Consider the following 19361-nt stretch of genomic DNA (forward strand, 5'->3'; position numbering starts at 1 on the left):
AGGAGAGTTCCCATGAAGCTATATAACTGGCAGTTCGCACCCAATTGCCGCCGCGTTCGCATGTTCGTGCTGGAGAAAAATCTGGACCTGCCGGCCATCGAAGAGGTGATCGGATCGGGCCTGCGCCTGCTGCCCGAGTACATCGACCGCTGGCCGCATGCGATGGTGCCCATGCTGGAAACGGATGAAGGCGCGAGCATCGGCGAGGCCATGGCCATCTGCCGCTATTTCGAAGAGCGCTTTCCGGAGCCCAACCTGATGGGCCGCACGGCGGTCGAGAAGGGCACCATCGAAATGTGGGAGCGGCGCGCCTACGACGAGTGCCTGATCGGGACGGCGGAAGTGTTTCGCAACTCCCATCCGGAGTTCGTCGATCGCGGGCTGCCCGGAACCACCGCCAAGGTCCCGCAGATTCCCGCGCTGATCGAGCGCGGCAAGGGCCGCGTCGCCCGTTACTACCCCAAGCTGGAAACGCAGCTTGCGGACAACGAATGGGTGGCGGGCGCGCGCTTCTCGGTTGCCGATATCACCACGCTGTGCGCGATGGACTTCGCGATTGCCGTGGACATGCCCATCCCCGACACCTGCCCGGCGACGCGGCGCTGGTACGAGCAGGTCAACCAACGGCCGACGGCCAAGCAAAGCGTGTAAGCGAGGCCGGCGGCGCGACTCGCGGATCCCTGGCGGCTTGACGAAGTACGGCCGGTAGGGTGCCGGCTCGTATCGGTAAAGAACGGTCTGTAACGATAGGGCCGGCGACGGATTCCGGCGGTACCGTTACAGTCTTGCCGGTGCGCGTTCTGAAGAAAGACCTCCGTTACAAGCGCCGCTTCATCGTTCGAAGTGTGGCGCTGGCGTTGCCGCCGTTGCTGGCGCTGGTCGTGATGTGGCGCAACGGCGGCGACGCGGAGCGCGTCGCGTGGGTGGCGGGCGGTTTCTTCCTGCTGTGGATGCTTGCGTGGGTGGTTCTGGACGTGTGGATGTTGCGTCGTTATCGATGCCCGGCGTGCGGACTGAGAATCCCGGCGCCGGACGCGGTTCACCGGGCTGCCGGCCAGCCGATTCGCTACACCTGCGAGCGCTGCCAGATCGAATGGGATACCGGGCTCAGGGAGGCAGGCGACGATTGATCCAGGGTGTCGCTCGCGGTCCGGGCGGCAGGCGAAAAGGAAGGGCGGCTGCATGAAACTGCGGATCGAATACTTTGACCACAACGATCGCTTTGCCGCGCTGCTGCCGCGCGAGGGCGCGGTGGTGTCCACGCCGACCTGCGCAGACAGTCCGCTGCGCTGGCATCTCGTGCGTCTGGACGATCCCCTGGTCTACGACGCGATTGAGTACACGCAGATTCTGGTCGCCTCGCGATGGCAGGACCGCGCGGTCGGCGCAAGAGAAGCCACGTCGGTGTTCATACTTCTGGTGCCGCCGTCCCTGACGGTTGCAGACGGCTTTTCGCACAAGCCGTTCTTGCACGCGGCCTGGGGGATGGCCCATGTTGTGGACGCGCAGTGACCGGCGCCGAATCCGCCATGGTCGGGCAGGCGTCGAAGGGGCGACCTTTAGTGATCAGTCGAAGGCGTTAAAACGCGCGTTAAACGTACGAGAGGCAAGCATGATCACGATCAGTGCGTTTCGCTGGGTGCCACCGTTTGCCCAAGGGCTGGTGCGCGATCTGCGCGTGCGCTGGGCGCTGGAAGAAGCCGGCCTTGCCTACGAGGAGCGACTGATCGGGCCGCAGGATCAGAACTCCGAGCCTTATCGTGCGCTGCAGCCGTTCGGGCAAGTGCCCAGCTACGAGGAAGACGGCCTGGTGCTGTTCGAGTCCGGCGCCATCCTGCAACACCTGGCGCAGCAGTCTGAGGTACTGATGCCGGCGGATCGCCAGGGGCGTGCGCGGACTTCGGCCTGGTTGTTCGCGGCCTTGTCTTCGGTGGAGCCGCCGATCGTGCAACTCGCCGTGATCGACCTGTTTCAGGCCGATGCGCAATGGGCGCAGTTGCGTCGGGCGGGCGCGGTGCAGCTGGTGAATTCGCGCCTTGCCGATCTGTGCGCATGGCTGGATGGGCGCGACTACCTGGAGGATCGCTTCACGGTGGCGGACCTGTTGATGACCACCGTGCTGCAGATACTTCGGCACACCGATCTGGTTGCGCAGATGCCTACCCTGGACGCCTATCGCCTGCGCTGCGAGGCGCGACCCGCTTATCGCAAGGCTCTGGCGGACCAGATGGCGACGTTCGCCCGGCATGCGCCGCAGGCGGCGCCCTGAGCCCTGACATTTCGTGCGTGAGCCGATGGAGCCCCCGCTTCTTCGCAACGCGATACCGGATTCGCGAAGGTCGAGGTCGTGAACGGTGATCGGCGCCAGCTGATCGTGGGCGGAGATGCAAACAACCGCCAGTGCTCAGGCCTGCGTGTAAGTCCACACGCCCTCGACCTCCACCATCAGATCGGCACGCGAGATGTCGCCGCGCAGCACGCTGAGTGGAACATTGGCGGGAATCCAGTTGCGCAGATGCTCGACGGCGTCCGCAGAGTCTTGAGGCCGGCGCACGTACAGGCGCAGGGCCTGCGCCGCCCAGCGGCCGTCGACACCGGCGAAGTGTGTACCGCGAGCGTGAGCGAGCAGGGCTTCGAGGTTGGCGGTGATCTCGTCGGTCTGTGCCAGCGCATCGAACGGATGCCGGGTCGCATGGCCGACAACGGCGGCAGTGCCGGACACCAGCAGGTGCGGGCCGACCAGGGTGGCGCGGGAAAAACTGGGGCTGACCGGACCGTAGTCGCGCGGATATTGAAACGCACTGGTCTGGCGTGGGTTTTCGATCTGCAGGCCAGGGCTTTTACCGGCCAGAAAGCTCAGCCGCAGGCCGGGAGCTTGCGCATCACAGCCGATGACGGTGGCGGCGGGCAGGCGCGCCTCAAAACCGGGCTGGGCGATGGCGTGATGCCGGCCGATGCAGAAGCGTCGATAGCGCTCGTCGTCACCCTGCCCCTGGTTGAGTCGGTCCAGATAATTCCAGGTGCGCAGCAGGCAGGGATACTCGCTGGCGGCGATGAAGTCGCCCAGCGCGCGGTAGGTCAGTAACGCGGCCTGCTCGATGTCCTGCGCCTCGCTGTACAGGTGCCCGATCAGCCAGCGGTCGTCGCTGGTAAATTGAACGGCGCCGCGCGAGCCTGACCGCGTGAGGCCGTGTCCCATCCACAGCTCGGCCACCGATGTATCCAATGCCTGCAGCGGCACCCGGGTGTCGGCAATGGCCACCCCCCAGCCGAAACGTGCCAGCGTTGCGCCGCTGTCGGCGGGCGCATCGATGTCGAGACGGATACGAGTGGGTTCTGCGTTCGACATCGGCGGGCACGCTGACAGGAAAGACGCAAACAGGATGAAGCGGCGGCGTTACAGATCGGATGCGTTCGTTCAAAAGATGCCGCGGCGCTTGAAGTAAAGCAGCAGCACGATCACTGCGGTGACCAGCACGCCCAGCACCATGAAGTAACCGTACTTCCATTGCAGCTCGGGCATGTTGGTGAAATTCATCCCGTAGATGCTGGTGATCAGGGTCAGCGGGAAGAAGATCGCCGACAGCACGGTGAGCGAGCGCATGATGCGGTTGGTGCGATTGGCCACCGCCGAGAAGTGCAGCTGGATGGCGATTTCGATGTCGCGCTGCAGCGAATCGGCGTGCATGGAGACGCGCTGGATGTGTTCGCGCAGATCATCCAGCCGGATGCGCTGGTTGTCGGTGATCTCCTGGCGCATCTCGCGGCGCCAGGCATCCAGCGCGTCGATGTTCTTGCCGCACAGCAGTTCCAATTTGTGCGCCTGCTTGCGGTAGGCCATCAGTTCCTGCCAGTCGTGGAAAGGATGGCGTGGGTCGATCAGTTCGTCGGTGATCTGCTCCAGGCGGTCCTCGAACTCGCCGGTAACGGACAGATAACGCTCGACCATGGTGTCCAGGATTACGTGCACCAGACCGAAAGGCGTGGACGGAAACCGCAGCCTGGTTTCGCAGAACTTGCGGGTGACGATCTCGAAGCTGAGATTCTCCGGCGAGCGGACGCTGATCAGCAGGTTGTCGAACAGGAAGAACGCCGCCGCCTTGCCGACGATAAGGTTCTCGTCCTGGTTCGCCTCTGGCGTCAGCCCCTGGAACACCAGCATGTCGTAGTCGTCGGTGCCGTCGAAGTAGGACGGATGATCGACGTTGAGGCTGTCCGACACATGCTCTTCGTTGATGCACAGGCCGAGCAGGCGGCGCGGCCATTCCGGCCAGCCTTCCGCCTCGTCGCGGTTGAAGTCCAGCCAGATGAAACCTTCCGCGGGCACGCGCTCCACGCGGTCCAGCCGCGTGGGGATTTCGCCTTGCCTGCTGAACTGGAAGATCTGCATAGAAAGCCGGGAATCGGCAATCGGGAATGGAGAGTCGGGAACGGACGGCGAGGTCATTCCCGCTTCTGACGATTCCCGATTCCCAATTCTCGATTCCCGGTTATTTCAGCAAATCTTCGACCGCGGCACGCTCTTCGCGCAGTTCGTTCTCGGTGGCGGTCATGCGGCCGCGACTGAACTCGTCGACGCTCAGACCCTGCACGATCTCGTAGCCGCCGTTCTTGCAGATGCAGGGATAGCCGTAGACGATGCCCGGCGCGATGCCATAGGAGCCGTCGCTGGGCACGCCCATCGACACCCACTTGCCGTTGGAACCCAGCACCCAGTCGTGCATGTGATCAACGGCGGCTGACGCTGCCGAAGCGGCGGACGACAGGCCACGCGCCTTGATGATGGCGGCGCCGCGTTGCTGCACCACCGGAATGAAGTCCTTCTCGATCCAGTTCTGGTCGACCAGCGACTTGGCCGGCTTAGCCCCGACGGTGCAGTGGCTGATGTCCGGGTACTGCGTGGAGCTGTGATTGCCCCAGATGATCATCTTGTCGATGTCATTGAAATGGGTGCCGGTCTTGGCCGAGAGCTGCGACAGCGCACGGTTGTGGTCCAGGCGCACCATCGCATGGAACTGCTTGGGGTCCATGCCCTTGGCCGCGGTCGCCGCGATCAGCGCGTTGGTGTTGGCAGGATTGCCGACCACCAGCACGCGCACATCCTTGCTGGCCTTGGCCGCGATGGCCTTGCCCTGCGGGCCGAAGATACCGCCGTTGGCGGTGAGCAGATCCTTGCGCTCCATACCGGGGCCGCGCGGACGTGCGCCGACCAGCAGCGCGTAGTCGGTGCCCTCGAAACCGCTCATGGGATCGGAGTGCAGCTCCACGCTGTGGACCAGCGGGAAGGCGCAGTCGTCCACCTCCATGATCGTGCCCTTGAGTTTCTCCAGCACTTCCGGCACCGGCACCTCCAGCAACTGCAGGATCACCGGCTGGTCCGGGCCGAGCATGGAGCCCGACGCGACGCGGAAAATGAGCGAGTAGGCGATCTGGCCGGCAGCGCCGGTGATGGCGACCTTGACGGGCTTTTTCATGTGGACTCTCTGGAATAGGCGGGTGAAAGGGCCGCTAGTTTACTGCCGCCGCCGCTTGTCGTGAGTCCACCGGCGCCGCTCAGGTCCGGCGCCCCCACAGCCATATCGCCACGGCGCCGATCGCGGTGCCGGCGGTTTCGCTGACCGCGACCATCGCCGCGGAGAACACAAAGCCGTGACGCCATTCGTGCTCCGGCACCGAGACCACGTTGTCGACCGAATCGAGCACGAAATGGTTGAGCAGGCCGAATATCAGCGAGGCCAGCATCGCCAGCGTGATCAGCCAGGCCGCGGTGAGTCGCCAGCGGCTCCACAGCAGGCAGGCGCCCACCACCGGCAACAGCACGATGATCACGCCGATAAATGCCTGCTGCAGCCCAGTCAACGGCACCGGCACGTGGACGTGGGCGGCCCCGTGCCACAGCCCGATGGCGGTGTGCACCGCGACGATGGCGGCCAGCAGCAAGGCCAGGCTAGGCCGGCTTGTCGTGCTCGGGTTCATGTTGTTTTCTCCTCGTGATACGACGGTCTTTGCGTTGGCGAAACCACAGCGTCGACGCCTCCAGATAGCTGCGAGGTGCCTTGCATTCGAGCTCCTGGCCCAGATCGGCCAGCGTCTTGGTTGCCAACAGCTTGCGCAGCTCGCGCTCGGCGTGGGCCATGAACGATTCGATCTGGCAGCGGCCCGATGTCGCCCATCCCGGCGGTTGCTGGCCGAACAGCGCGCACTGACGGCGGATCTCGGCGCAGGCGAACAGGCTGCGGTCCGGGTCCACCGCATCCAGCACGTCGAGCACGCGGATGCGCGCCGCCGGCCTGGCCAGCACGAAGCCGCCGGCGACGCCCTCGCTCGCCGCGACCAGGCGGGCCTTCTGCAGACGGGTGAACAGCTTGGCCAGATAGCGCTCGGGAATGCCCTGGAACGTCGCCAGGTCGCGAACGCTGGCCGGGCCCGACTGCATTGCCAGGTTCAGCAGCGAGTGCAGGGCGTATTCGGCGCCGGCGCCGTACAGGGAGGACTTCACGAAGAGGCACCTCTTAAACTACGACTTCATGAGTCGCAGTTTAAGAGGAGGATCATTCCAAGGTCAATCGCCCCAGCGTCAATCGACTTGAGTGGGCCGATGCCTGCCGGTTCAGAACTCCAGGTCCAGCGAACCGCACAGCCAGTCCAGCAGTGGCGCCATCAGCACGTAGCGGGACATCAATTGCTTGATCAGATCGGGGCGCAGCAGTAGGTCGTCGTCGAGTTGCGCCGAGGCGATGAAGTCCTTGCGCTTGAGGTCCTCGATCAGTTCGTGCGTGGGGTCGTAGCCCTTGGGCGGACGCACCAGCGCGGCCCCCGTCAGCGCAAAGACCTTGAGGAATTTCGGGTCGCGTGTGGCCTTCTTCCAGCTCGCCGGATTGCTCAGCATGTAGTCGCGGATCAGGCGGGTGGTCTCGGATTGCGGATGCCAGATCCCACCGCCCAGGAAGCACGCGCCCGGCTCGATGTGCAGATACAGGCCGGGTGTATCCAGCCGCCCCATGGACGCATTGCCCACTTCGCCGCGTGCCGCCTTGCTGGCCGCGGCATGCGCGAAGTACATGCCCACGTGCGTCTTGTACGGACGCTTGTCGCCCGCAAAGCGGGTGTCGCGATGGATGCGGAACAGCGAGCCGCCGACCGGCTTGGCCACGGCGGTGAGTTGCGGGCTGATGTCCTTGAACGGATCGGCGAGGTCGGCGATCAGCCGCAGCGCCGGGCCGCGGACCTCGGCTTCGTAGCGTGGCTTGTTGTCCAGGAACCACTCTCGCGAGTTGTTCTTCGCCAGCTGGCGCAGGAATTTGAAGGTCTCTGCAGAGAAATACGGGGTCGCCTTGGCCATCGTGCTCGATCCGGGTTGTCGAGCGCCGAGCATGCCGCGACGATCGCGGCGATGTCGATGGCGCGTGATCGGGGTCGTTGGCCGTCGCGCCCGGAAGGGCCATCAGCCTGCCGGCCCCTGAGCGGCGTGGGATAATCCGGGTCCGTCCTGGTCTCGATCCGCTCATGCACGCCACGCCCCTGCAGGATTTCCGCACGCCACGCCGCGCCGCTGCGCCAGCGGACAAGGCGCGCGTGGAGTCCAACAAGCTGGCCAAGCGCCTGCGCCGCGAGGTGGGCCGCGCGATCCAGGACTACAGCATGATCGGCGAGGGCGATCGGGTGATGGTGTGCCTGAGCGGCGGCAAGGACAGCTACACGATGCTGGACGTGCTCATGCAGTTGCAGGCCAAGGCGCCGGTGCGTTTCGAACTGCACGCGGTGAACCTGGACCAGAAGCAGCCGGACTTTCCCGCGCACATCCTGCCGGAGTATCTGGCGTCCAGAGGGGTGGCCCACACCATCCTGGAGCAGGACACCTACAGCGTGGTCAAGCGCAACATCCCTGAAGGCAAGACCATGTGTTCGCTGTGCTCGCGGCTGCGGCGTGGAGCGCTCTACACCTTTGCCCACGAGCAGGGTTTCAACCGCATCGCGCTGGGGCATCACCGCGACGACATTCTCGCCACGTTTTTTCTCAATCTGTTTTTCGGCGGCAAGCTGGCGGCGATGCCGCCAAAGCTGCGCTCCGACGACGGCCGCAACGTGGTGATCCGTCCGCTGGCGTATTGCCGCGAAGACGACATTGCCGAGTACGCGGCGCAGAAGCAGTTCCCCATCATTCCCTGCAATCTGTGCGGCTCGCAGGAGAATCTGCAGCGCAAGCAGGTCCGCCGGATGATCGACCAGTGGGAGCGCGAGTATCCGGGTCGTTCCGAGATCATCTTCAAGGCGCTGGGCAATGTGGCACCGTCGCAGCTCGCCGACCCCAAGCTGTTCGACTTCGCCGCGCTCGGCGGATCGGCGGCGGCGCACGACTGGCTGATGCCAGAGAGGGGATAAACGCAATACTGTTGGGTGGAAGTCGGAATGTCGGGCTGAAGCCCGACCTACAAACCCGATCTACAGGCCCGACCTGCAAGCCGCTTCATCTCGTCAAGCGAACCGCATTGCGGTTAAAACCTCATCCGTCACGCCCCCGTCACCGTAGAACAACCAGCATCCAGGCTTTGGGAGACGCCCAGATGAAATTCAGGCCGCGCACGCGACGCGAATTCCTGCGAGAACTGTTCTGGAGTGCCGGCGCCGCCGGCACCGCGACCTGGCTGGCCGCCTGCGGCGGCAGCTCCGGCAACAGCACGCCGATCATGGCCAGCGGACGCTTCGCCGGCGTCGGCCCGCTGGGCGAACCCGACGCCAACAACATCCGCCTGCCGGCGGGTTTCTCCTCGCGCGTGGTGGCGGTGGCAGGCCAGTTTCCCGCTGCGGGCAGCCCCGGCATCTGGCATGCCTTTCCTGACGGCAGCGCAGTGTTTCCGCGCGCCGGCGGCGGCTGGATTTATTGCTGCAACAGCGAGGTGCCGGGCACGGGAACCGTGACCTTCGCGTTTCCGGAGCTGTCCGGTCTGCCCTTGATCGACGAGTTGATCGGCGCCGGTGGGCAATTGGTGCCGGGCCTGGGTGGCGCCAGTGCGCTGGTGTTCGATGTGGCCGGCAATGTGGTGGACTGCTATCGCGTGCTGCGCAACACCACCTTCAACTGCTCCGGTGGCGCCACGCCCTGGAACACCTGGCTGAGCTGCGAGGAGATCAACGACGGGCGTGTGTGGGAGTGCGATCCGTTCGGCGTCGAGGACGAAGCGGTGAAGCCGGCGCTGGGTATCTTCGCCCACGAAGCGCTGGCGCTGGATGCGGATCGCCGCTGCGTCTACATGACCGAAGACCTGCCCGACGGCCGCTTCTATCGCTTCGTCGCTACCGAAGCCGACTGGCCTGCGGGCGGTCGCGCGCGCTTCGAGCAGGGAACGCTGCAGGTGCTGCAGGTCATCGGCGATCCCGACACCGCGGAGAACAATCCCCTGCCGGTGCAGTGGATAGACGCGGCCAACCCCGGTGCGCGCCAGATCGACAACCGCCTGCCGGCGGCCACCGCGTTCGATGGCGGCGAGGGGCTGTGGTTTCACCAGGGCATCGCCTATTTCGCGACCAAGGGCGACAACCGCATCTGGGCGCTGGACACGGCGGCGCAGACCCTGGAAATCATCTACGACTTCGATACTGCTACCGGCGCCAACAAGATTCTGTCCGGCGTGGACAATCTCACCGTCACCTCCACCGGCGAGATCCTTGTCTGCGAAGACGGTGGCGACATGCAGCTCTGCGTGATCCTGCCGGATCGCAGTGTCATCCCGCTGTTGCAGGTGGTGGGCCAGGATGCGTCGGAGATCTCCGGGCCGGCGTTCTCGCCGGATGGCCGACGTCTGTACTTCAATTCCAATCGCGGTTCGCGCAACGGACTGGGGCTGGGCATCACCTACGAAATCATGCTGCCGTTTTCGGTCTGACCGGAGTCCTGCTTCATGTCCGCACCACGCCGTCGTCGATCCAAGCGCCGCCAGGGGTTGTCCCGGCGCGAATTTCTGCGGCGCGGCATCGGCTCGGCCGCCGTGCTGGGCGCCGCGACACTGCTGCCGGCCTGCGGTGGCGGCAGCTCCGGCGGACGCGAGCCGCAGAGTCCGGCCGAGCCGGTGTTCAAGCACGGCGTCGCCAGCGGCGATCCCCTGAGTGATCGCGTCATCCTGTGGACGCGCATCACCGCCTACATCAGCGGCACCCAGGCGGTGACGGCGGACATCGCCACCGATCCCGGCTTCACCCAGAACCTGCAGCGCATCGAGGGCAGCACCACGGCCGCGCGCGACTGGACCGTGAAGTTCGATGTGCAGGGCCTGTCACCGGCCACCACCTACTACTACCGCTTCGAAGCCCTGGGCCAGACCTCGCCGATCGGCCGCACCCGCACCCTGCCGGTGGGCAGCGTCGAGCGTCTGCGCATCGCGGTACTGTCTTGTTCGAGCTACGCCCACGGCTTCTTCAATGCTTACGCCCGCGTGGCCGAGCGCGCCGACCTGGACCTGGTGCTGCACCTGGGCGACTACATCTACGAATACGGCAACGGCGAGTACGGCGAGGCGCGCACCTACGAGCCGCCGCACGAGATCGTCAGCCTGGAGGATTACCGCGCCCGTCACGGTTATTACAAGCTGGAACCGGAACTGCAGGCGCTGCACCGCCAGCACCCGATGGTCTGTGTCTGGGACGACCACGAATCGGCCAACGACGCCTGGCGCGACGGTGCCGAGAATCATCAGCCGGAGCTGGAAGGCGCCTGGTCCAGCCGCAAGGCGGCGGCGCAGAAGGCCTACGAAGAATGGATGCCGATCCGCGCACCCGACCCCACGCGCATCTTCCGCCACTTCGCCATCGGCGACTTGGTGGAACTGCTGATGCTGGACACGCGCCTGTTCGCACGCTCGCAGCCGCTGACCCCCACGCTCGGCGTTCCCGGCATCCCGTTTGGCGTATTCACTGCCATCGGCGAGTTTCTGGATCCGGCGCGCACCCTGCTCGGCGACGAGCAGGAGCAGTGGCTGGTGCAGCGCCTGCGCAGCACCTCGGCGCGCTGGAAGCTGCTGGGCCAGCAGGTCATGTTCGGCCAACTGAAATTGCTGGGTCTGCCCAACGTCACGCGCCTGAGCCAGTTCATCAATGCCGACCAGTGGGACGGCTACCCGGTGGCTCGCGACCGCATCTTTGCGGCCCTGGCGGGCGACGGTGTCAACGCGCCCATCGACAATGCCGTGGTACTGACCGGCGACATCCACACCGCCTGGGCGATGGACCTGACGCCCGATCCCAACAACCTGCTGCCCGCCACCGGCGGTTACAACGCGCTCAACGGCGAAGGTTCTCGGGCGGTGGAGTTCGTCGCCACCTCGGTGACCTCGCCGGGGCTGGAAGACCTCACCATCGCCCAGCCGGTGCTGCGCCTGCAGAACCCGCACCTGAAGCATGTCGATCTGGCTGCCAAGGGTTATCTGCTGCTGGACATCACCCCCGAGCATTGCCGCGGCGAGTTCTGGCAGGTCGACGGCATCGCGGTGCGCAGCGGCGGCGAGCGCTTCGACATCGCCTTCGAGACCCTCAACGGCAGCAATCGTCTGCGCCGCGCCGACGCCAGCCAGCCGCGAGCGGGTGCGCCAGAGCTGGCGCCAATGGGTTGATGCCGCCACCCCGCCTTTTGTAGGCACCGAATCGCTGCCGCATCATCCGCGCCATGGACAAGCACGGTTTCGATCAACCCGACCGGATTTTTTTCCTGTTCGACTTCATCTCGCACAACGCCTGGCTGGCGTGGCAGCGCGCGCGGGAGATCGCGGCACGACACGGATTGGGCTTCGAGCCGGTGCCGGTGGTGTTCGGCGTCATGCTCAAGCATTACGGGCAGGTGGGGCCGGCGGAAGTACCGGCCAAGAGTCGCTGGATGCTGCACAACGTACTGCGCAAGGCGCAGCGGCTGGGGCTGCCCATCGCGCCGCCGCATTCGCACCCGTTCAACCCGCTGACGGCACTGCGCCTGTGCTGCTGCGAGCTGGACCCCGCCGAACGTCTGCGCCTGATCGACGCGCTGTGGCTGGCCACCTGGGTGCAGTCGCGCGAAGTCTCCAGCCCGCAGGTGCTGGCCGAGCTGCTCGCCGCGCAGGGCTTCGATGCGGCTGCGCTGCTGGCCGAGGCCGACGCGCCGGCGGCGCGAGAACGCTTGCGCGGCTACACCGATGGCGCGCTGCAGATCGGTGCATTCGGCGTGCCGACCCTGCTGGTGCGCGGCGAGCTGTTCTGGGGGTTCGACGATCTCGATGCGCTCGATGCGCTCCTGGGCGGGCGCGCCGAACCCATTGCGGCGGCGACCTTGTCGGCCTGGCAGGCGGTCCGTCCGTCGGTGCAGCGCAAGCGATGAAGACCGCCCGATACCTGTTCGGACTGTGGCTGGCGCTGCTGGGCGGCGCGTCGCAGGCCGCCGACGCCCCTTTTCTGTGGAAGGTGCAGGGCGAACGGGCCACGCACTACGTGATGGGTTCGGTGCACGTGCTGCCGCGTTCGGCTTATCCCTTGCCGCAGGCCCTGCAGCAGGCCTACGACGACACCCGCGAGCTGGTGCTGGAGACCGATCCGGCAGCGCTGGCGGCGCCGCAGATGCGCGAGCACATGCTGCGGGCCGCGGCATCGGGGCAGGGGCTGGCGCAGGAGGTCGGCACCGAGCTGCATCGCAAGGTGCAGTCCCGTGCGCGCGAGCTGGAGTTGCCTGCGGAAATCTGCGATCCGTTCAAGGCCTGGTTCTGCGGACTGACGCTGGGCCTGATCGAATTCCAGCGCGCCGGCATGGATCCGAGCCTGGGGCTGGATCAGCATTTCTATCGGCAGGCGCAGTCGATGCAACGGCCGATCGCATGGCTGGAGACGCCGCAGGCGCAGTTCGAACTGTTCATCGGCATGGACGCGCAGATGTCGCGCCAGTTCCTGCAGTCGACCCTGCAGGACTTCGAACGCCCGGAACTGCAGCCGGACGCGCTGATCGAGCTGTGGCAGCGCAACGACACGCGCGCCATGGAGCGCTTCATCGTCGACACCGCGCGCGACTTTCCGCGCTTTCACCGGCGCATGATGAGCGAGCGCAACCGCGCCTGGGCGGCGGCGTTGGTTCCCAGGCTGCAGGGCGCAGCCGCGCAACTGGTGATCGTGGGCGCCGGTCATCTGCTGGGGCCGGACAGCCTGCTGCAGGAACTGCGCGCGCGCGGGTTCGCGGTGGAGCCGGTAGTGGCGTCGGGTTCGTAGCGCGGCGGCAACGCGATTCAATCGTGCAGGGTCACCGAGCGAATCGAGGTTGGGTCCGCGTCCGCCGCGGCCGGCAATTCGAGTCGTGAAACCGGATCGGCCTGCGCGCTGTCCATCCAGGCCTGGACCGCGTGATGGTCCAGCACCAGCTCCACATATTCACGCTCCGGCCCCTGCATCGGGATGGCGTACTGATGAAATCTCAGCGCCATCGGCGCAAACATGGCGTCGGCGATGCCGAACTGACCGAAAAGCCAGGGGCCGCTGGAGCCGCAACGGGCGCGCGCCGTGCGCCAGATGCTGCAGACCCGCGCAGATTCGGCCTGCGCTGGCGCGCTCAGCGCCGCCGGCCGCGGGGTGCGCGCGGCATCGAACGGCAGCTCGCGGCGCAGGTGCGCAAAGCCGGCGTGCATCTCCAGCGCCACTGCGCGGGCCATGGCACGGGCGCTCGGGGTCATCGGCCAGGCCGCGGGCAGGGCGAACCATTCGGCGGCGAACTCGCAGATCGCCAGCGATTCCCACACCGCGAATTCGCTGGACAACAGCAGCGGCACGCGCGCCGACGGCGACAGCCGCTGCAACTGGGCACGCCCCTCGGGCGTATCGAGGGCCAGCGCGCGTTCGCGAAAGGCGACGCCGTGGTGCTGCAGGAACAGCCAGGCGCACAGCGACCACGACGAGCCGCGCTTGCCGCCGATCACCAGGGTCACCTCGCTCGCCATGTATGAACTCCGGTGGCCGGCGCAGCACCTAAACTGCGCCTGATGATTCTGACACGACGCCGGGGCCTGGCTGCAGGGGCCGCAATCCTGCTGAGCCTGCTCGCTGCCGTCGCGGCGGCGCAGGTGCGGGTGGAGATCGAGGGGGTGGAGGACGCCGCGCGGGACAACATCGAGGCGCGGATGAGCCTGCGCACTCGCGTCGGCGAGATCGGCGACAATGAATCGCGCCTCAAGCGCCTGTACCGGCAGGCACCGGACGAGATCGAGCAGGCGCTGCAACCGTTCGGCTACTACAGCCCGCAGGTGGAGGCGACCCTGGAGGGCGACGCGCCCAAGTGGGTGGCGCGCTTCCGCATCGATCCCGGCCCGCCCACGCGGGTGAAGAGCCTGGACCCGAAGTTCGTCGGCGAGGGCGCGGATTTCGAAGCGCTCAACCGGCGCCTGCGCTGGCTGCCGCTCAAGCTCGACCAGCAGCTCGACCACGCCGACTACGAGGCGACCAAGAAGCGCATGGCCGACGCCGCCACCTCCAACGGCTTCCTGGACGCCGCCTGGCAGAAGTCCGAGCTGCGCATCAAGCCGGACGAGCGACGGGCCGATGTGACCCTGCATCTGGACACCGGCCCGCGCTATTTCTTCGGCCCGGTCAGCATCGAGCAGGAGGGCCTCAAGCCGGAGCTGATCGAGCGCTACGTGCAGATCCGTCCCGGCGATCCGTTCGAGCCGCAGGCCCTGCTGGACCTGCAGTTCCGGCTGTCGGACCTGGGTTACTTCCAGTCGGTGGAGATCGACCCGCAACGCGATGCCGCCAACGAGGCGCGCGAGGTCCCCGTCGCCATCCGCACCACGCCGCGCAAGCGCGCGCGCTACGACTTCGGCATCGGCTACGGCACCGATACCGGCGCGCGTCTGTCGGTGGCGTCCGACCTGCGCCGGCTCAACCGGCACGGCCACACGCTGCGTTCCGATTTTCGGCTGTCGGAGATCAAGAACACGCTGGGCACCACCTATCGAATTCCGCTGGGCAGCACACCGGGCGAGTCGCTGAGCTTTACCGCGTCCACCGAAACCGAGGAGCTCGATGCCGGCGACACGCTCAAGTATCTGATCGGCACCAGCCTGGATCGCGAAATCTCCGACTGGAAGCGGCGCCTTTACATCGAGTTCACCCACGAGGAATCCGATTTCGGCGACCAGACCACCACCGCCGATCTGCTCACGCCGGGGATCTCCTACAACCGCACCGTCGCCGACAATCCCATCTACACACGGCGCGGCTGGTATCTGTTTGCCGATGTGCACGGCGCGGTCAACAACGTGCTGTCGAGCACCACCTTTGCGCAGGGCCGCTTGCTGGGCCGCGCGCACTACCCCATCGGCTGGCGCACACGCCTGATCGGTCGCGTCGAGTTCGGGTACAGCCTGGTCGAAACCTTTGGCGACCTGCCGGCCTCGCAGCGCTTCTTTGCCGGTGGCGATCAGAGCGTGCGCGGCTACGCCTATCAGTCCATCGGCCCGCGCAACGAAGACGGCGATGTCGTCGGCGGCCGCTTTCTCAACGTCTACAGCGGCGAGGTCGAATACCGCGTGTACAACAACTGGGGCGCCGCGCTGTTTGTCGATGCCGGCGGCGTCGGCAACGATCCCGGTCCGGAACTGCTGATGGGTGTGGGCGCCGGCCTGCGCTACCGCGCGCCCATCGGCAGCCTGCAACTGGATCTGGCGCATCCGCTGGACGACGACGAGACCGGCGTGCGTATCCACATCGGCATTCGGGTGGGTGTGTGATACGCATCCTTCGCCAGTTCGCAGTGATTTTCGGCGTGCTGATCACCGGCAGCCTGCTTGGCCTGACCGCGTTCGGGGTCTGGCTGCTGGGCTCCAACGGCGGCGCGCGCTGGACCTTGGACATGGTGCAGCGCCTGGAGTTGGCCGACGTGCAGGTCGAGGACATTCAGGGTCGTCTGCTCGGCCCCCTGCAACTGCGCGGCATACGCTACCGCGCCGAGGGCATCGACCTGGTGCTGGATCAGGCCCGGCTGGAATGGTCGCCGGCGCGACTGATGCGACGTCAGGTCCAGGTCGACCTGCTGCAGCTCGGTACCCTGGAGCTGCGCCTGCAGGCCACTGAGCCCGATCCGGAAGAAGACGACAGTGGCCCCTTTCGCGTGCCGCAGTTGCCCATTGCGATCCTGGTCGGTCGCGTGCAGGCCGACGCGGTGCGAGTATGGTTGCCGGACGCCGAGGCGCCGCAGATCGTGGACGACATCCTCGGCGAGGGGCTGGCCTGGCATGCCGAGCGCCTGCAGGTGCTGGGCCTGTCGGCGCGGCACGCACTCACCGGCGCGCTGCAGGTCGCGATGGATGCCCGGCTGGCGCCTGAGTTCGTCGAGCTGCAGCAGCTCACCCTGGCTGAACTGAGGCCCGAAGCCCAGGCCGGCGAAGGCGACGACGCGCGGGCTGATGTGCCGCTGCAGCTCGCCGCCGAAGGTCGGGTGCAGCTGGACGACGCACCGTCCGACTTGCGCCTGAACTGGCAGGCACTGCGCTGGCCGCTGCAGGGTGACGAGCCGCCGCTGGTCGTCAGCGCCAGTGGCCGCGCCCACCTGCAGGGCACGCCCCAGGCGCTGGACGCCGATGCCGATTTCGAGATCGGCGCGCGTGGCCAGGTCCAGGCCCAGGCCCGCTACACGCCCCAAGAACTGTTTGCCGATCTGAACTGGCAACGCCTGCAGTGGCCGTTGCTGGGCGCCCCCAGCATTGTCAGCGACACGGGGCATTTCGAAGTGCGCGGCCTGCCGGAGGACTACCGCTACCAGCTCGATGCCGAGCTGGCCGCCGAAGGTCGGCAAGGCACGGCCGAGGCGGCCGGCGCCGGCAGCCTCAGCCACGTGGTGCTGGAGAACCTGCGGCTGGCGGTGGCCAAGGCCACCGTGCAGGGCCGCGCAAGGGTGGACTGGAACGTCGGCGAATCGGCCGCGGTGGCGGTGGATGCCGACCTCGACATCCGCAACCTCAACCCCGGCCTGATCGCGCCGGAATGGCCGGGTCGCCTCAACGGCACGCTCAAGGCACGCTCGCAGATCGAAAACGAAGTGCCGCGTGCGCAGTTCGAAGTGGCGCTACGCGACTCCGAGCTGCGCGGCTATCCGCTGCGGCTGGACACCAAAGGCGCCAGCGAGGCGACCACCGTGGTGCTCGATTCGCTGCACCTGCGAACCGGCGGCACCCATCTGCGCGCCCAGGGTCAGGTCACACCGCCGTTCGATTTCAGTGCCAGCCTGGACAGTCCCGACCTCGCCGCGCTGTGGCCCGGCCTGGGCGGCCGCGCCGAATTGCAGGCACAGGTGCGCGGCGAACTGGATGCGCCGCAGGTGGTCGCCAGCGGCCAGGTGCGCGAGCTGATCTACGACACTCTGCAGCTCGAGCGGGTGGACCTGGACGCCGATGTGGCGCTGGCCGGCGCCTGGAAGCTGGACCTGGACGTGCGCGGACTGTCGGGTCCGACCGACATGAGGCAGGCGCAACTGCAGCTGCGCGGCCGCGACCGCGAACACCTGCTGACCCTGAACGTGGACGCCGAGCCGGCGCAGGCCGAACTGGTCTTGCGCGGCGCTTTCGACCGCCAGGCGCTGCGCTGGCAGGGCGAACTGGCCAGTGGTCGCGTTGCGCCTCAGGGGTTGGCCGAGTGGAACCTGGAAGCACCGGCCGCGCTGCGGCTGGATGCGCAAACCGTCAACCTGGAGCCGGCCTGCTGGGCGGCGCCGGACTCGCGCGCCTGCGCCCGCGTGGTGCGCGATCCGCAGCGGCTGCGCGCGGGCTTCCGCCTGGAACAGCTCGACTTCGCCTACTTCGCGCCCTTCCTGCCGGACGGCTGGGGACTGGCCGGCGGCGTCGATGGATTCGGCCTGGTGGAAATGCGTGACGGTGCCTTGGCCGAGGTGCAGACGCGACTGTCGACCGATCCCATCGAGGTGCGGCGCGACGGCCAGGTGGTGCTGCAAGCCGAGCCCGGACGCCTGCGCGTGACCGAGGAGAACGGCCTGGCCGTCGCGGAGTTGTATCTGCCGATCGACAACGGTGAGTTGAACCTGCAAGCCCGCCTGGGCAGCGAAGGCGCGGCGGCGGTGCCGATGGATCAGCGGCCGCTGACCGCGCGGCTGGACGTGCGTTTCGACGATCTCGGGTTTCTGCGCCTGACCACCGAGGAGGTCGAACACATGGAAGGCCGCATCCTGGGCCACCTGCAATGGAGCGGCAGTCTGGCCGCGCTGCAGTCCTCCGGCGAGATCCGGCTCATCGACGGCGAAGTGCACTTGGCCACGCCGGGTATCGAGGTCAAGGACATCGCGCTGCAGGTCACCGCGCAGGGACAGGACCTGCAATTGCAAGCCTCTGCGCGTTCGGGCGAGGGCAGCCTGCAACTCGACGGCAGCGCGCGCCTGGCCGCAGGCAAGCCGCAGGTGAAGCTGGCTGTGCGCGGCGACAACTTCCAGGCCGCCGACATCACCATGGCGCAGGCCTGGATCAGTCCCGACCTCACGATCGAACTGGAAGGCCAGCGCCTGGACGTGCGCGGCGAGGTGCAGGTGCCGCGCGCCGACATCACGCCACCGAACTTCGAAGGCGGTGTGGCGCCCAGCGCCGACCAGGTCATCGTCACCGGCGAGGAAGATCCCGATGCGCCGGCCGCGCCCAAAGACGCCGGCCTGCAGATCCACGCCGACGTCACCCTGCGGCTGGGCGATGCCGTCGCTTTCGACGGCTACGGTCTCAAGACCCGCCTGACCGGCAGCGTGCGCGCGGTTGAAACCCCCGGACGGTCCGGCAGCGGACGCGGCGAGATCCGTCTGGTGGGCGGCCGCTACAAGGCCTATGGACAGGACCTGGACATCCAGACCGGGCGCCTGCTGTTTACCGGCTCCCTGACCGAGCCGGCGGTGGAGATCCGTGCGGTGCGCAGACCGCGCGAGGACATCGAGGTCGGCGTGCTGGTCCGCGGCACCCTGGATCGGCCGCAGTTCCAGTTGTTCTCCACGCCGTCGATGCCGCAGGACCAGCAGCTGTCCTGGCTGCTGCTCGGCCGTCCGCCGAGTTCGGGCGAGGGCGGCGGCGAGCAGGCGATGCTGGCCAACGCCGCCTTGTCGCTCGGCTTGTCCGGCAGCAACAAGCTGGCGCAGGGACTGCGCGGGGGGCTCGGCCTGGACGAGGTCTCCATCGGTGCCGCTCCCGGCGAAGACGCCGAGCAGGCGCAGTTCACCGTCGGTAAATACCTGTCGCCCAAGCTCTATGTGTCATACGGCGTGGGCATCTTCCAGCCTGGACAGGTGTTCCGCCTGCTGTACGAACTGGGTCGCGGCTTCAAGGTGGCGACCGAGTCCGGCGTCCACACCGGTGGCGACCTGCTGTATTCGATCGAGCGCTGAC

Annotated in this window: 18 protein-coding genes; 11 read left to right on the forward strand and 7 right to left on the reverse strand. The window is 66.9% G+C overall.

Translation table 11 applies throughout. The features are described 5' to 3' along the window. The first annotated feature begins 12 nt into the window (after positions 1-12). The 4 genes from ACOOHP_RS15445 to ACOOHP_RS15460 all read left to right on the forward strand — a co-directional run bounded on the left by ACOOHP_RS15445 (position 13) and on the right by ACOOHP_RS15460 (position 2269). Complete coding sequence (locus tag ACOOHP_RS15445; RefSeq protein WP_420467378.1) at positions 13-651, forward strand: glutathione S-transferase family protein; 639 nt, start codon at positions 13-15, stop codon at positions 649-651. A 140-nt stretch (positions 652-791) separates the two neighbouring features. Continuing rightward, a complete protein-coding gene (locus tag ACOOHP_RS15450) occupies positions 792-1130 on the forward strand; it encodes a hypothetical protein (RefSeq protein ID WP_420467379.1) in 339 nt (112 codons plus the stop codon). A gap of 52 nt (positions 1131-1182) precedes the next feature. Further along, on the forward strand, positions 1183-1512 hold the full coding sequence (locus tag ACOOHP_RS15455; RefSeq protein ID WP_420467380.1) for a hypothetical protein: 330 nt from the start codon (positions 1183-1185) through the stop codon (positions 1510-1512). 100 nt (positions 1513-1612) lie between these two features. Next, a complete protein-coding gene (locus ACOOHP_RS15460) occupies positions 1613-2269 on the forward strand; it encodes a glutathione S-transferase family protein (RefSeq protein WP_420467381.1) in 657 nt (218 codons plus the stop codon). A 135-nt stretch (positions 2270-2404) separates the two neighbouring features. On the opposite strand, the gene ACOOHP_RS15465 is transcribed toward ACOOHP_RS15460, so the two are convergent. The 6 genes from ACOOHP_RS15465 to ACOOHP_RS15490 form a co-directional block, all read right to left on the reverse strand. Then, a complete protein-coding gene (locus ACOOHP_RS15465) occupies positions 2405-3349 on the reverse strand; it encodes a pteridine-dependent deoxygenase (RefSeq protein WP_420467382.1) in 945 nt (314 codons plus the stop codon). A 69-nt stretch (positions 3350-3418) separates the two neighbouring features. Next, positions 3419-4390 carry a magnesium transporter CorA family protein gene (locus ACOOHP_RS15470; protein ID WP_420467383.1) on the reverse strand — a complete coding sequence of 324 codons (972 nt, stop codon included), beginning with the start codon at positions 4388-4390 and terminating at the stop codon, positions 3419-3421. Between the two features lie 100 nt (positions 4391-4490). After that, the gene (locus ACOOHP_RS15475) at positions 4491-5474 is read right to left on the reverse strand and encodes a malate dehydrogenase (protein WP_420467384.1); all 984 of its coding nucleotides are present in this window, start codon (positions 5472-5474) and stop codon (positions 4491-4493) included. 79 nt (positions 5475-5553) lie between these two features. Then, complete coding sequence (locus tag ACOOHP_RS15480; RefSeq protein ID WP_420467385.1) at positions 5554-5976, reverse strand: hypothetical protein; 423 nt, start codon at positions 5974-5976, stop codon at positions 5554-5556. Next, the gene (locus ACOOHP_RS15485; protein WP_420467386.1) at positions 5948-6499 is read right to left on the reverse strand and encodes an RrF2 family transcriptional regulator; all 552 of its coding nucleotides are present in this window, start codon (positions 6497-6499) and stop codon (positions 5948-5950) included. The genes ACOOHP_RS15480 and ACOOHP_RS15485 overlap by 29 nt, the downstream gene beginning before the upstream one ends. A gap of 111 nt (positions 6500-6610) precedes the next feature. Beyond that, positions 6611-7342, reverse strand: a complete 732-nt coding sequence (locus tag ACOOHP_RS15490) for a DUF2461 domain-containing protein (protein WP_420467387.1) — start codon at positions 7340-7342, stop codon at positions 6611-6613. 164 nt (positions 7343-7506) lie between these two features. On the opposite strand from ACOOHP_RS15490, the gene ttcA reads away from it, so the two are divergent. The 5 genes from ttcA to ACOOHP_RS15515 all read left to right on the forward strand — a co-directional run bounded on the left by ttcA (position 7507) and on the right by ACOOHP_RS15515 (position 13212). Then, positions 7507-8382 carry a tRNA 2-thiocytidine(32) synthetase TtcA gene (gene ttcA / locus ACOOHP_RS15495; protein ID WP_420467388.1) on the forward strand — a complete coding sequence of 292 codons (876 nt, stop codon included), beginning with the start codon at positions 7507-7509 and terminating at the stop codon, positions 8380-8382. Between the two features lie 182 nt (positions 8383-8564). Next, complete coding sequence (locus tag ACOOHP_RS15500; protein WP_420467389.1) at positions 8565-9884, forward strand: alkaline phosphatase PhoX; 1320 nt, start codon at positions 8565-8567, stop codon at positions 9882-9884. 15 nt (positions 9885-9899) lie between these two features. After that, positions 9900-11603 (forward strand): alkaline phosphatase D family protein, encoded by a 1704-nt coding sequence (locus tag ACOOHP_RS15505; protein WP_420467390.1) that lies wholly within the window; start codon positions 9900-9902, stop codon positions 11601-11603. Between the two features lie 53 nt (positions 11604-11656). Next, the gene (locus ACOOHP_RS15510; protein WP_420467391.1) at positions 11657-12337 is read left to right on the forward strand and encodes a 2-hydroxychromene-2-carboxylate isomerase; all 681 of its coding nucleotides are present in this window, start codon (positions 11657-11659) and stop codon (positions 12335-12337) included. After that, positions 12334-13212: a TraB/GumN family protein gene (locus ACOOHP_RS15515; RefSeq protein WP_420467392.1), complete on the forward strand. Its 879-nt coding sequence runs from the start codon at positions 12334-12336 to the stop codon at positions 13210-13212. The genes ACOOHP_RS15510 and ACOOHP_RS15515 overlap by 4 nt, the downstream gene beginning before the upstream one ends. A 17-nt stretch (positions 13213-13229) precedes the next feature. On the opposite strand, the gene ACOOHP_RS15520 is transcribed toward ACOOHP_RS15515, so the two are convergent. Then, entirely contained in the window at positions 13230-13934 is a 705-nt protein-coding gene (locus tag ACOOHP_RS15520; RefSeq protein WP_420467393.1) for a glutathione S-transferase, read from the reverse strand. Between the two features lie 42 nt (positions 13935-13976). Here ACOOHP_RS15520 and ACOOHP_RS15525 point away from each other — a divergent pair, with 42 nt between their 5' ends. Continuing rightward, on the forward strand, positions 13977-15722 hold the full coding sequence (locus tag ACOOHP_RS15525; protein ID WP_420467394.1) for an autotransporter assembly complex protein TamA: 1746 nt from the start codon (positions 13977-13979) through the stop codon (positions 15720-15722). Beyond that, complete coding sequence (locus ACOOHP_RS15530; RefSeq protein WP_420467395.1) at positions 15719-19360, forward strand: translocation/assembly module TamB domain-containing protein; 3642 nt, start codon at positions 15719-15721, stop codon at positions 19358-19360. Before ACOOHP_RS15525 ends, ACOOHP_RS15530 begins: the two co-directional genes overlap by 4 nt. The last annotated feature ends 1 nt before the right edge of the window (position 19361 follow it).

Source organism: Panacagrimonas sp. (assembly GCF_965216805.1).
Classification (GTDB): domain Bacteria; phylum Pseudomonadota; class Gammaproteobacteria; order Nevskiales; family Nevskiaceae; genus Panacagrimonas.

Excerpts from the sequence above, each read along its gene's own strand:
- ACOOHP_RS15475 (WP_420467384.1), bottom strand. The coding sequence starts at position 5,474 with ATGAAAAAGCCCGTCAAGGTCGCCATCACCGGCGCTGCCGGCCAGATC.
- ACOOHP_RS15525 (WP_420467394.1), top strand. The coding sequence starts at position 13,977 with ATGATTCTGACACGACGCCGGGGCCTGGCTGCAGGGGCCGCAATCCTG.
- ACOOHP_RS15505 (WP_420467390.1), top strand. The coding sequence starts at position 9,900 with ATGTCCGCACCACGCCGTCGTCGATCCAAGCGCCGCCAGGGGTTGTCC.
- ACOOHP_RS15455 (WP_420467380.1), top strand. The coding sequence starts at position 1,183 with ATGAAACTGCGGATCGAATACTTTGACCACAACGATCGCTTTGCCGCG.
- ACOOHP_RS15460 (WP_420467381.1), top strand. The coding sequence starts at position 1,613 with ATGATCACGATCAGTGCGTTTCGCTGGGTGCCACCGTTTGCCCAAGGG.
- ACOOHP_RS15465 (WP_420467382.1), bottom strand. The coding sequence starts at position 3,349 with ATGTCGAACGCAGAACCCACTCGTATCCGTCTCGACATCGATGCGCCC.
- ACOOHP_RS15445 (WP_420467378.1), top strand. The coding sequence starts at position 13 with ATGAAGCTATATAACTGGCAGTTCGCACCCAATTGCCGCCGCGTTCGC.
- ACOOHP_RS15470 (WP_420467383.1), bottom strand. The coding sequence starts at position 4,390 with ATGCAGATCTTCCAGTTCAGCAGGCAAGGCGAAATCCCCACGCGGCTG.
- ACOOHP_RS15510 (WP_420467391.1), top strand. The coding sequence starts at position 11,657 with ATGGACAAGCACGGTTTCGATCAACCCGACCGGATTTTTTTCCTGTTC.
- ACOOHP_RS15480 (WP_420467385.1), bottom strand. The coding sequence starts at position 5,976 with ATGAACCCGAGCACGACAAGCCGGCCTAGCCTGGCCTTGCTGCTGGCC.
- ACOOHP_RS15515 (WP_420467392.1), top strand. The coding sequence starts at position 12,334 with ATGAAGACCGCCCGATACCTGTTCGGACTGTGGCTGGCGCTGCTGGGC.
- ttcA (WP_420467388.1), top strand. The coding sequence starts at position 7,507 with ATGCACGCCACGCCCCTGCAGGATTTCCGCACGCCACGCCGCGCCGCT.
- ACOOHP_RS15500 (WP_420467389.1), top strand. The coding sequence starts at position 8,565 with ATGAAATTCAGGCCGCGCACGCGACGCGAATTCCTGCGAGAACTGTTC.
- ACOOHP_RS15490 (WP_420467387.1), bottom strand. The coding sequence starts at position 7,342 with ATGGCCAAGGCGACCCCGTATTTCTCTGCAGAGACCTTCAAATTCCTG.
- ACOOHP_RS15520 (WP_420467393.1), bottom strand. The coding sequence starts at position 13,934 with ATGGCGAGCGAGGTGACCCTGGTGATCGGCGGCAAGCGCGGCTCGTCG.